Origin of the sequence: Pseudoalteromonas espejiana DSM 9414, from assembly GCF_002221525.1 — a bacterium.
Taxonomy (GTDB): domain Bacteria; phylum Pseudomonadota; class Gammaproteobacteria; order Enterobacterales; family Alteromonadaceae; genus Pseudoalteromonas; species Pseudoalteromonas espejiana.
Map to the genome: position 1 here is coordinate 2441858 of NZ_CP011028.1, position 13773 is coordinate 2455630.

Genomic DNA, 13773 nt, shown 5'->3' on the forward strand with positions numbered 1-13773 from the left:
AGCGGCTTGCTTTTTACTGCCCGTACAGGCAACACACTCTCAACATACTTTTTTAAAAACGGTAGCTAGCACCAAGTGTTATACGACGGTCTGTTAAACCTTGGAAACACAGTAGCGCACTTTCGTTTACACACGATTGGCTAATTTCAGACTCAGTAATATTTACTGCTTCTAGGCCAATGTTTAGTTGGTCGTTCACATCGTAGCTAATACTTGCATTAAGCTGACCGCGGTCTTCTTGTACCACTGGGAAACCCCATGGGAAGCTAGACGTACTACCGAAGTCATTTGAACGGTAGCCTTCACGCCATGTGTAGCGCATACGAGCCGATAAACCAAACTTTTCGTAGTAAAGCGTAAAGTTATACGCGTTTTCAGATAGGTTAAGTAGACCCTGAATTTCGCTTACTTCAATACCAGGTGTTCCTGTGCTTGCTGCAAACACATTACTTGCTCTTGAAGTAGCCGTATTAACTGTTTCACCACCCGAGAACTCTTGAATTGTGTAGTTAGCTAACACACCAAAACCAGACGCCCAACCTAAATCTTCTTCAAAGCCAGCTAAGTCGTACTGGAATGCAAACTCAATCCCTTTTTGGGTTGTTTCGCCGCTATCGTTTACTTTTGTTTCTGTACCAACACACACACCACGGCCATTTTCAGGGCCAAATACGTTAATGTCTGCAATTGGGTTAAATATACCACCGCCTTCACATGGGTCGGTTAAATCGCGAAAACCGGTTACTGGGTCTTCTACTGGCGATGTTAACTGATTAACGTGTAGTTCTTTACGTGTTTTATGGAATATACCAACACTAAATACACTTGCCTCTGCAAAGTACCATTCTGCCGATAAATCATACGACAATACTTCTTCAGGTTTTAATGCAGGGTTACCAAATTCAACCTCGTCATTTGGGCTAGTGCTATATGTAATTGACGTAGACAGGTCGTTGTAATCTGGACGACGAATATCTTTACCTGCACCAAAGCGTACAAGTACATCTTCTGATACATCAGCCACTAAGTTTAATCGTGGTAAAATAAAGTCATAATCTGATTCATTAGTAATGCGTGTTACAAGCTCATTACCACTGCCATCTTGTGTTACCGAGTTACCTGTAGACTCTACATCTGTTTGAATGTAACGTACGCCAAAGTTACCGCGAATCATTTCGTATTCAAAGTTAGCCTGTGCGTAAAGAGCATGCGTAACCTCTTCTATATCAAAAAATCCAGAAGAGCTTGATGTTGGCGCATTTAATGTTTTGCTTGAACCATGAGCGGTCATTGCGTTTTGTAATGATGCAAGTACGGCATCAGGGTCTGATGCAACAAGCTCTGGATCAATCAATAAAAAGTCAGCAATGTATAAAGAGCGTCCATCTGCTTCATTAAAGTTATCTGGGCCTGCTACTAATAAATCTGCAAATAAATCACCTGTTGGGCTATCTGCCATTGTTCTTAGGCCAACACTTGATGTGATTTCGTTTTGCTTGCTTTGTGATTTACTGTAACGGTAACCAAAATCAATAGATGTCACGATTGAATCAGTGTAGTAAGTAGAATCGATACGGAACGCATCTTCTGAATTTTCAACCGTATCTTGGCCAATATTTACATCGCGTAGTACCACGTTTGCAGGGTCTAGTAATTGCTCAACCGTAGGTGCGTACTCAGCACCTTCTGCAATACCAAAAGCGAGTGCACCGCCTGATAAGTCGTACTCAAACGGCACGCTGTTATCATTACCGCCACCAGCATCTAATGGTGCATTAGGGTTAATAAAGTTAAGCGTTGTATTAAAGCTTGGCGTTGTAGTGTCTGAAGATGATGATGCAATTTCTGCACTTACAAACCATTTATCACCTTGCCATTCACCACCTAATCTAAATATATCGCTGTCGGTTACACGCGAGTTTGTATCGCTTGAAAAACGAAGATTTGGATCGTCATCATCGTTATCTAAATTTACAGGAATAACACCACGAAGCGCTGCTTGAATCGAACCCAAGTTAGTTCCGCCAAGTGAGCCTAAATTTACCGTTTCGAAGGCATCCGGAACAGAAATATCATTTAGCGCACTTACACCAGACGCTTGAACACGCGAGCTTTCTTGACGACGTTCTTGGTCGTTAACCACCGCGTCAAAGTAAAACTTAGTGTTGTCGTTAGGTGCCCACTCAATAGTACCTACAAAGTTTTTAGTTTCGTATTCGTAGTTATCGTAATCTTGTACAAAAAACTGAATCGGTAAAAAGTCAAAAGACTGCGCACTGGCTACACCACTATCAGAAGTAATAACGTTATCTCTATCTGCACGTGGGCGAAAAGCTGTTACATCTTGCTCTGCGTAGCTGCCACTTACTAACACACCAAACTTGCCGTAGTCGTCGGTTTCCCAATTATCAGCAAACGTACCAGAAAAACGAGGCTGTAAACCGCTGTCTGTACTTAAGCTACTATTTTCGCCTTGTACTCTAATAGTGGCTAGTTGCTCACCTAAGTGCAGTGGACGAATTGTTTTAAGGTTTATTGTACCGCCAACCGAACCTTCAATTGTTTTCGCTTCAGGCGATTTAATAACCTCTAAGCTTGAAATAATTGATGCAGACACATCTTCAAAGCTAATACCACTTCGGCCTGAGCCAGAGCCAACAGTTGATACACCATTTATTTCAGTACGGTTTGCATCTGTACCACGTATTTGAACACCCGTACCCACACCCGCTTGGCGCGTAATTTGAATACCCGTTACGTTTTCAAGTACTTCTGCTAAGTTTTGATCGGGTAGTTTACCAATATCTTCTGATTGGATAATTTCTACTAGGCTGTCTGCCGAACGCTTTTCAGCAAGGGCATTAGTTAATGATTGGCGGATCCCCGAAACTTCAATGATTTCTACATCATCTTCGGCAATTGGTTTTGCTTCCTGTGCTTGTGTAGACAAAGAAAGGTTTAATGCTGTGGCAGATATAACTGCTAGCGTAATTTTTGATAACTTGTGATTCATAGTTTTTCCTGTGTGTGTCAGTGCTATGTGTAACTCGCTATATATTCTTATTAAACGCCTTACCATTTATCATAATGGTTAACTTAATATTTACAGTAAAACACCAAAAGGTCAACCTATTGGTAAACCATTTTGGTTAAAAAAAACCAAAACACACATTACCAATAAGCCTCAATTCGGCATGACAAAAATAATTCAATTATTGACCGTAATATAACCACTTGTAATTTAAATGCTTTTAAAACCAAACCGAGCTCAAATATCAAACAAAAACACCATGAATAGTGCACAAACTGCGCGAAATATTTTTTTTATATATCGTCATTTATTTTCTAAAAACACACATCCACCAACACAAATTGGTCAACCAAATATAAAAATATTAGACTTTTGGATAATACTGTATTTAAAAATAGGGGCTTTAAAAAAGTGATCGCAGCTTAGTTTGTTAATTAAAATGACTAATTTTATGCTCGATGAGCGTATTTAGCGTATTTAGCGTATTTAGCGTATTTAGCGTATTTAGCGTATTTAACATGGTTACATTTAGGGGGGGTGATATAAAAAACCCAATTAAAGTTGTTAATTGGGTTTTTATATGGGGATTTATAAACTCGTCGTTATTACAACTTAAAGCTCATACCTAAGAATAAGCGTGGGCCGTAATCATTTACTTCACCTAAATTGTCTTCAACAAAGAAGTCTTGTGATTTAGGTGCGCTAAATAGGTTAATTGCTTCAGCTTTAATTCTAAAGTGCTCGTTGATTTTGTATGATGCGCGCATTTCCCACACACCCACTGCGTCAACATAACGTAAGCGCGTACCATTGCTTGTATATGGTTGGAAATACTCACTACGGTATTTGTATATAACTGCAGTATCAAAATCGCCTATTTGGTAATATAACTGGCTACTAAATACATGTTCAGAGAACCCTGGTACCGAGCCTGGCTCAATAATACCATCTGTAATTTGCGTAGTGTTACCATCTACGTCGGTAATGAACGTATCGCCGTACAAACTATCTTGGAACTCAAAGTCGGTGTCAGCATAGTTATAACCAAACTTCACACCGATACCGTTATCCCAACGGTATGAGAACGACGCCTCTAGACCTAAAATTTCGCTATCGTCATCAGTTGTTACTGAATTAGTTACTGGCAGTGATACGGTTTCGCCACCTACAACGTAATCTTCAATAACTGTTTGTTGCTGAAAGCCACCTTGGAACTGTTTGTAGTAAAGACTTAACGCTAAAATTGAATCTTCGTTAGGGTACCATTCAAAAGCTAAATCGTAGTTCCAAGACATTAACGGTTGCGTATCAGGGTTACCTGAGCCATCTACTGTTAATAAGTCTGAAAGCGATAATGCTACAGATTGATCGTCCGTCACAAAGTCGCGGTCATACCCTAAATCCGATGGGTCGGCACGCGACATACCGCGATAAATACCCGCTCTGAATAAAATATTTTCACTATAATCAACAACTAAATTAAAGCTTGGTAAGTATTTTGTATAGCCACCACCGCTTTTAGTTCTTTCAAGTGTGTCGCCGGTTTCTAGTGTCACTGCGCCAGTTGTTTCATCAACATCTACCGTGTAGTTAGTTCTAAAACCAACAGAGGTTACATCTGTATCTACAATACGTAGGCCAAAGTTACCACGTATAAACTTACCAAACATTTCAGTGTCGTAGTTAGCCATTAGGTATACTGAAGTGGTTTTTTCAGTTACATCAATGGTACCCGCATTTTCGTACTCAACATCGGGATAGCCAAATTCGCCCGTGTAATCAGAATCAGTTGCCGCTACAGCTTGAGAAAAACACACGTTATCGTAGGTTGCCCACGAAGAACCCGTGCCGCTTTCAATAACATTACCGCTACTATCTACGTTTGTAACTAAGTTGCCATCTGATACGCTAGATAAGAAGTCAGATTCTGGAAAGTCAATTTGACAGCCCTGTAATATTTCTAACGCAGAATCGTCGCCAATTGTGTACTCATTACGAGACCCATTACCTTGGCTACCACCAAATTGAATAAAGCTTAATTCTGACGCTCTTATGCCCCCTTCAATACTGGTAAACACATCACCTTCTAGTGCGTAGTTAAAATCTATACGCGCCGATTTAACTTCGTTCTCGCGTACATTTTCACGGTCTAAACGGGTACGTAAGCTATCGGTAAAGTTAGAGATATCTGTTACGTCAAAATCGGTTAGGGTAAAATGAGGAATTTCATCGCCCATATCCCAGCTAAATAAATTTCTGTCTGCGGTTCTACCACGGTTAGAAATTTGCAGCTCTTCACGCTCTGTTTTTGAGTACGCTAAGTCAAGATTTACCGTGAGGCGGTCGGTTAATGTGTGCTCTATATTAATACCGTAGCCTTGGTAGTTTTCTTCACGCGAAAACTGCTCACCGGCAGATTCAATACGCTCTTCACCTTCCCAATGTAAAATTCCACCTACATCGTTAGTTACAAGCGTTGGCCCTGTTAAGCCAGGCGTTGCGCGCTTTTGTAAAAAAATTAAATCATGTCGTGCTTCTTTTTGAGTACGGTCAGATATTTGTGCATCAAAGTTAATATCCCACTCAGACGAAGGCTGGTATTGCATTGCAAAAAAGATGGCATCACGCTCATCTGAAGTTTCGTTTTGACGATAGCTGCGGCTACTACCCGTCCAGGCATAAGGCGTACCATCACTTTCTGCTTTGCCGGTTTCTGGATCAATAGCGGTTTGATAACCTTGGTTATTGCTACCATTTACTTGATCTTCACAATCGCCAGCACTGCTTCTGTAAAAGCCTTCATTAGTATTTGTTGGATCATTTAAACATGCCCACAATGATGAACCCGACGGGCTTGAACTTCTATATTCAGCTTCTGGCTGGCTAATATCTTGGCGCTGTACACCAAACGACACACCAATTGCTTGGCCGTTATCAAACTCAAATTGGTCAACGTAACTAAATGTGCCACGATATCCTGTATCGCTTTGTAATGAGTTTTCTACGTTGCTTTCATCAGGGTTATAATTGAGCTTAACCTCACCTTGTACTCGTTGCTTACCATAATCAAGTGGACTTACTGTTTCCAGTGCAATAACACCTGCTACACCACCTTCAATCATTGATGCATCTTGGGTTTTGTAAATAGCGATCTTTTTTACAAGTTCTGATGGAAACTGTGAAAAGTTTACCGAGCGGTCACCACTACCATTGGTCGCTTCACGGCCGTTTATGTGCGTAGCGCTTAAAAATGGCCCTAAACCACGAATAGTAATTTCTGTTGCACCGCCATTTTCACGGTGAGATGCAGCACCAGTAATAGACTCTAATGCCTCACCAATTGATAAAGCAGGTAAATCGCCAATGTCCTCTGCTGATAAACCATCCACAACGGTTGTTGCTTCACGTTTAATCGCAATTTGGTCTTGAATTGTTCTTCGCGTACCGGTAACACTAATAATTTCTACGTCTTGCTCAACTTCGGTTACTTTTTCTTGTGCCTCTTGTTGTGCATAAGCATTAAATGAAAGTGAACCTGCCATACCCGCTAGTAAGCTTGCTCTAATTAACTTAGCAGCAGGTGAAAGTGCAAAATGTGTACGAACTGAGTTGTTCGTCGTAATTTTATGTCTGTGATCCATTTTTAACGACATGCCGCGTTCTCCTTTATCATTGTGTGTGATGTGCGTTGTTTGCTATTTTTATAAATATTAATAAGTTGCCGTGCTAATTTACTCATCTTGCGCTACCCAAGTAGAGCCTGCACCTACATCTGTGCTTTGGATGTAATAAAGATTTTTAGCACCCGCTAAAGCTTGAGCACCGTTTGAGTCTGTTTCAAGCAGTGTGCTTGTTGCAGTAATAAACTCAGGTACTTCTTTACCATTGGCTTCAGGGTTTTGATCAATAGCGCCGTCGGTGTCGTATTCACCGTTGCCATTTAAGTTTCTTATATCAACCCATAAATCGCTCGCATCGCCCGATTCATAGCTATCACTAAAGCCAAAGCTATTTGAGAATAGCGATTCTGAGTGCTTAATTAGGTCGCAATCGTATTCAAAAGAGTGAGCGCTTGATAATGAATTAGGGAAGAAATAACCTAGCGTAAGCGCACTGCTTTCTATGGTGTCTTCGTCAGTTTGATCGCCCACACCATTCGCATTTAAGTTACCATTAAAATTAATAACAAACGCATTTTTAGTTAACCCATACAATACAGGCGCGTTATCAGCGGTAAGCTCATCACAATCACCAACAGGTGCCTTACGGCCTATTTCTGTACTAAATACAAACGGTTGTTGTGAGTTAAGCACGGTATTATTGGTTACATTAAGTGTGAAATCGCCCGCGCCATCAAGCACAGCTTGGTTACCTCCATTTGGCACCCCGCCATCAGCTTGCGAAAATGGGTTAGCTGTAAAGACAATGCCGCCTGCTTCTTTATTGCCTGAGCGAATACCGGCTATATAGTTATTGCTTACAGTGTGGCCTAAAGGTGTAACTAATACGCCTGCTGGTCTGTCACTTGAACTATCAATGTTAGTCGTGCGAATAATAATGTTGTCTGATACCGTATTAAACCCGCCATCTTCAAGCGAAATACCGCCATTAGGATTTAAAATAGTATTACCTTTAATAGTCGCGCCCGAGGTTTGAACGCGCATTAAGCGACGCCCTGTTACGAAATTTTCTACTCGGTTGTATTGAATAGCAAAGTTTGCATCATCAGCAGAACCTGTGCCTGTAGTACTGCCCGCATTAATTAGGTGCAGGCTAGAGTTACCAAAATTAGGATTGCTGCTCGTGCCTGTGAAAAGATTATATTGCACAACGTGGTTAGTACTCGATGAAGACATTTTGATCACTGAGCCATTTTCTGCTTTATCACGGTTTGCAAATGTATTTCTCTCAACCAGCGCTGCATCACCTTTGAGCATTAGCCAATGATAAGTAGCGTTATTTGGGGTTTCATCTTCGCCATCAATAGTATTGTGTGTAAACGTGAAGTTATCGCCTTCTGAATAGATCACAGCGTCTTCTTCAGTCTCACAAAATTCGCTCGCTTTAGTATCAATATTTTTAAAGGTAAGCCCTTCAATACCTGCGCCATCGACTCCATCTGCTACATGAATACAAAGCTCGCCACTAATAACCGGGCTCTGACCTTCTACAGCTTTAAGTGTTAATGGGGTTGTGATCATTATGGCATCGAGGTTTGCGTAAACACCTGTATTTAAGCCAATAACTTCACCGCTAGCGCCATTATTTACAGCACTAATTAGCGCGCTTGGTTCGCTCACTAATTGTGAATACACAACGCTCTGCGCTTCGCCTGTAATTGTGCTCGAAAAACCATCGTTATCTGTATAACTTGCCGTTACAGACATAGTGGCACCAGCTTGATCTGTTGGGGTAAACGTTTTACTGTTTGTATCTGCTATCGCTACGCCATCAGCAAGCCATGTATAAGTAACATTGGCTTCATCTACACCATTGTTATCACTAATCTCTGCAGTTAATTCCGTTGTAACTAAATAAGGCGTTGCCCCTGAAATAGTAATACTTCCAGCTTCATCTACTGCCTCTGCAGATACCGTAATTGTTGCCTCAGATAAATTATCTTCTGCAAATCCGTTATCATCGGTATAAGTTACTTGAACCGTAATTACCTGCCCTAGTAACGACTCCTCTACCACATATGTGCTTTGTGTTGCGTTTGTTATAGCTTCAGCATCAGCAAACCACTGATAAGTAATTGTGCCGGTTGCACCGTCTTCATCTGTTATTTCAGCTTCTAAGGTGTTTCCTACAGTAGGTGTGCCTACAATAACCACAGCTCCTTGAGTGTTAACACGCTCTACAGGGTTTGTTGCTTGTGATGTGGCTGACTCTGAAAAACCTCTGCTATCTTCAAAGGTGGCATTTACAGTTATAACTTTACCTAATTGCTCTTCTGTAACGGTGTATATTGCTAATGCTTCATCAGCAATTTCTACATCATCTGCGAACCATTTATACGTTACAAGTGCTTCGTCAAACCCATTATCATCGCTAACATTTGCAGTAAGCGTAGCACCAATTAGTGCATCACCTGTTATTGCAACACTCGATGCAAATGGAATAGCCGCTACATTTGCTGTTGGGTCACTGAGGTGAGATTCGTTTACTCCACTATCATCTGTGTATAGAGCTTGCGCAGTAATCGCTAAACCAATTTGTTCATCAGTTAATGTAAAGGTAGAGCCATTTGCACCGCTAATTACTTGTCCGTCTGCGTACCAGTAATAGTTAATAGTGCCAGATATGCCATCGTCGTCATTTACGCTTGTAGATAATGTTTCGCCCGTTAAAGCTGTACCTGATAGAGCAACAGAGCCCAATGTATTGTTATTATTATTTGAATCCGTGTCGCAACCTATAATTGCCGCTGCAACAGCACATAATGCAAAATGTTTCAATTTCATCATGGCTCTATTCTCCTTATTGTGTGGTTTTGTACTTGGTAGGTGTTGTGTGTGATTTACCAAATACTCAGTGTGTTATTACCAAATTATTTTGCTTTTATGCCTCATTGTTAACCAACTTGGTAATATAAGCATATTAAAATAACTTTTGCCACTATATTCGTTTAAAATTCATCACATTTCATTAATTCGGCATTAACCAAAAACACAACCCAATAACCACTAATTATTACCAATATTCATAAAGGCAATAGCCACACAGGTAACTTTGGAAAAAATTGGTTTTACAGGTATGTAAATTTTAAAGGTACTCAAAGAGGAAAACGTGAATAAGCATGTGTAAAAAGCTTACTTTGTTTAAGTGATCGTATGTAATGACGGTTTTAAAAGGGGTTTAATGTGAGTGGTAAGGTGAAGATGCTGAGCAAAGTACAAGCACTTTGCTCAGCGCTATAACATTAATAGCAAAAATGAATTAAACGCCGTAAGGGCCTGTAAAAGTTAACGGCTTAACACAGCGCTTAAGTGGCTTTAGTAAACAATAGAATCAAAGTAGTTAACCGGTTCACTTGAGCCTAAAATAACCGGTACTCGCTGATGAAGATCATCTGGCTGAATGTCTAAGATACGCCTTCCTTTAGAAGTGGCTATTCCGCCTGCGTTCTCAGTTAGCATTGCCAATGGGTTAGCTTCGTACAGTAACCGTATTTTACCGTTTTCATTGCCTGCTCGTGTATCTTGCGGATACATAAATACACCGCCTCGACACAGTATTCTATGCACATCGCCAACCATTGCTGCATTATATCTAATTGAGCTTTTATCAAACTCTTCAGAGGTATACAGTAGCTTGTCAAAATACACTTGGGTTGATTCATCCCAATAGCGGTAATTAGCCATATTAACCGAGAATTCACGACTTTTACTCGGTACAAGCAGCTCAGGCTTAGTAAGTAAAAAACCACCATGGGTTAAATCATGAGTATAACAACGCGTTGGCCCACCCGTGCTCATTACCAATAATGAAGAAGGACCATACAATACATACCCAGCGCAAACTTGGTTGGTACCTGGTTGATTAAATTGCTCGTCGCTATCGTAAGGCACATCAACTTTAGCGGGGTAAATTGTAAAAATAGTCCCTATTTGGCCATTTACATCAATGTTAGATGACCCATCAAGCGGGTCAAAGGCAACAATGTATTTACCCTCGGGGTGTGCACCTACAGCATTATCTTCTTCCTCTGATGCGACTGTTTTTACTAAATCATCATCTATGAGGGTATCTTTTAATAATTGGTTAGCAATTACGTCCAATTTTTTTTGTACTTCGCCTTGAATGTTTTCATTAAGCGTAGAGCCTAATACACCCGCAAGCTCTCCTTGGCTAACTCTAAAAGCAATTTCTTTTGTGGTCGCCAATATTGTACGAATAAGCATGATCAGGTCAGTTTCTACCCCATCTTCTTTTAATACTTTATTTAATCTTTTCATGCGCTATACCTATTCACACAATTTAAATCGTCAAAGCACTGAATTAGCCTTGCCACCATATGTTGCTCTGACTGGCGCAACCAAACCCGCGGGTCATAATATTTTTTGTTTGGCTTATCATCGCCATCGGGGTTACCAATTTGGCCTTGCAAGTAGGCTTGTTTTTCTTGGTAGTAATTTAAAATACCATTCCAACACGCCCATTGGGTGTCGGTATCTATATTCATTTTCACTACGCCGTAGGTTAACGACTCAGCAATTTTACTATGCTCTGAGCCGCTTCCTCCATGAAAAACAAAGTTAATAGCGTTATGCCCTAAATTGAACTTTTCAGCCACGTACGCTTGCGAGTCGCGCAAAATAGTGGGTGTTAAAACCACATTGCCGGGCTTATAAACACCATGCACGTTACCAAATGATGCCGCAATAATAAAATTAGGGCTTATTTTACTTAATCGCTCATAAGCATAGGCAACATCCTCTGGCTGGGTATAAAGTGCCGAGCTGTCTAAATGCGAGTTATCAACCCCATCTTCTTCTCCGCCGGTACACCCAAGCTCAATTTCGAGCGTCATACCTATTTTTGCCATACGTGCTAAATAACGCTCACAAATTTCTATATTTTCAGCGAGCGGCTCTTCAGATAAATCAATCATGTGCGATGAAAAAAGAGGTTTACCCGTTTGTGCAAAGTGTTTTTCACCTTCATCTAATAAACCATCTATCCAGGGTAGAAGTTTTTTAGCTGCGTGGTCGGTATGTAGCATGACAGCAACACCGTAATGTTTGGCAACATTGTGCACATAATTAGCAGCACTTACAGCCCCAATTACCGCAGCCTGTTGGCCTTCGAGGCTTAAGCCTTTTCCGCAAAAAAACTGTGCTCCGCCATTAGATAGTTGAATAATAACAGGCGACTTCATTTTTTTTGCCGCCTCTAGCGTGGCGTTTACTGACGATGTACTCACCACATTAACTGCTGGCAGTGCATATTGATGAGTGCGTGCATGTTTATACACTTCGCTTACTTCATCGCCAACAATAACGCCCGGCGCAATGGTTGGGGCTAAATAATTCATTTTATGCTCCTTGCTATTTTAAAGCCTCGATACAAGAGTCTGTAATGGCTTGCCAATTACCTTGTGCAACCCATTCTTTTTTCGCAACCCAAGTACCGCCTACTGCAAATACATTATTTAAAGAAAGGTAATCCATTTTGTTTGCTTCGCTTACACCACCAGTTGGGCAAAAGCTCACTGAACGAAATACCGATGACACAGCAGATACAAACGGCGCACCACCAGCAAGCGATGCTGGAAATAGTTTTTGCTCTTCAAAGCCGTATTCTAGCGCCATTAAAATATCACCCGTGTTAGAAACACCCGGTAATACAGGTACACCGCATTTAACTAATTCACTTAATAGTTTAGGAGATACCGCTGGAGTTACAATAAAGTCAGAGCCTGCATCGAGTGCTTGCTTTAAAATGGTTTCGTTAATAACGGTGCCAGCACCTACTTTAAGTTGAGGAACTTGCTCTTTGATAGCTTTGAGCGCATCAATTGACGCCTCTGTTCTTAAAACGACTTCGACCAGTGTAAGGCCTGCTTCTGCCATTGCTTTTGCAATGTGTACGCCTTGCTCTGGCGTGTCGGCTTGAATTATAGGTAGCAGAGTTTGGCCTGCCATAAGTTCAGAAAAGCGAGTCATGCGTTGTTTCCCTTATTTTAAATAGTAGTGCTAATTAGCCTGCGATCTGAATAATAAATCTGTTAATCACATTCAGGTTAATTAGCTTTTTTATATTGGGTTATTGCTAAATTATGTTTTATAGCCCTGTTTGCGCCATAGCCTGTTGAAATACATCTTTTGGTGCTATTGCACCTGGTTGCTGGATAACCGTACCGGCGGCTTTTGCACCTAGTTTTACCGCATCACTTATAGTACGGCCATCTAAACGGGCCCCTAAATAAACACCATTAAATGCATCACCAGCCGAAGTGGTATCAACCACATTTTTTACAGGTGTAATGCTGTGGCTTTGAAGTGTTTGACCTTCTTTTGTTATTACAGAGTCAGGGCCATTTTTTACTACAATTTCGTCAATATTGTAGGGAGTTAAATATTCAATCACCGCTTCAACACTTTTAACGTTATAAAGTGTTTCTAAGTCTTCTACGCCTGGCAGTGTAATGTCACACAAACTAAATGCCGTATCGTACTGCTGCTTAGTTTGCTCAACGCTATCCCATAAGCGCGCACGGTAGTTAGGATCAAATACTATTTTTACCCCAGCCGCTTTGAGCTGTTTAACTATTTCCCAAAATTGCGGCCTTGCTTGGTTTTCAATAACCGCTAGAGAAATCCCCGAAAAGAAAAACATATCGCCAGTGCTAAGCTGTTTAACTATATCTTCGCTCATAAACTCAACTACTTTTTTAGCTGCTGAGTCATCGCGCCAGTAAATAAAGCTGCGCTCACCTTCGTCATCGGTTTCTATGTAATACATACCCGGCACTTTGGTGTTATGGCTAAATACAAACTGTGTATTTAGCTGCTCGCTTACAAAGCGCTCACGCATTTTTTTACTTAAGTTATCTTCGCCCAATGCGGTGACTACAGATGTTTCTATTTCCGCAAAGCAGCGCTTTAAATATACAGCCGAATTATAAACATCACCTGCAAACGACTGATGCAATGTTGAGGGAACGGTTGCTCTAAGCTCAATCATACACTCGCCAATAAAGTAAATATTTTTCATTATTGTCACTTACCTTAGGTAGT

At 40.8% G+C, this 13773-nt stretch carries 7 protein-coding genes; all 7 read right to left on the minus strand.

Translation table 11 applies throughout. From position 1 onward, the window contains the following. Positions 1 to 52 precede the first annotated feature (52 nt). Complete coding sequence (locus PESP_RS11095; protein ID WP_089348089.1) at positions 53 to 3013, minus strand: TonB-dependent receptor; 2961 nt, start codon at positions 3011 to 3013, stop codon at positions 53 to 55. A gap of 623 nt (positions 3014 to 3636) precedes the next feature. Continuing rightward, positions 3637 to 6684, minus strand: coding sequence for a TonB-dependent receptor (locus PESP_RS11105; protein WP_089348091.1), 3048 nt, complete (start codon positions 6682 to 6684; stop codon positions 3637 to 3639). A gap of 78 nt (positions 6685 to 6762) precedes the next feature. Further along, positions 6763 to 9495 carry a poly(beta-D-mannuronate) lyase gene (locus PESP_RS11110; RefSeq protein WP_089349156.1) on the minus strand — a complete coding sequence of 911 codons (2733 nt, stop codon included), beginning with the start codon at positions 9493 to 9495 and terminating at the stop codon, positions 6763 to 6765. A gap of 531 nt (positions 9496 to 10026) precedes the next feature. Then, positions 10027 to 10989, minus strand: coding sequence for a class 1 fructose-bisphosphatase (locus PESP_RS11115; protein ID WP_089348092.1), 963 nt, complete (start codon positions 10987 to 10989; stop codon positions 10027 to 10029). After that, positions 10986 to 12068 carry a class II fructose-bisphosphate aldolase gene (fbaA, locus tag PESP_RS11120; RefSeq protein WP_089348093.1) on the minus strand — a complete coding sequence of 361 codons (1083 nt, stop codon included), beginning with the start codon at positions 12066 to 12068 and terminating at the stop codon, positions 10986 to 10988. Before fbaA ends, PESP_RS11115 begins: the two co-directional genes overlap by 4 nt. 13 nt (positions 12069 to 12081) lie before the next feature. Continuing rightward, positions 12082 to 12699 carry a bifunctional 4-hydroxy-2-oxoglutarate aldolase/2-dehydro-3-deoxy-phosphogluconate aldolase gene (gene eda / locus PESP_RS11125; protein WP_089348094.1) on the minus strand — a complete coding sequence of 206 codons (618 nt, stop codon included), beginning with the start codon at positions 12697 to 12699 and terminating at the stop codon, positions 12082 to 12084. Positions 12700 to 12817: 118 nt separating this feature from the next. Next, the gene (locus PESP_RS11130) at positions 12818 to 13750 is read right to left on the minus strand and encodes a sugar kinase (protein WP_089348095.1); all 933 of its coding nucleotides are present in this window, start codon (positions 13748 to 13750) and stop codon (positions 12818 to 12820) included. Positions 13751 to 13773: the final 23 nt, after the last annotated feature.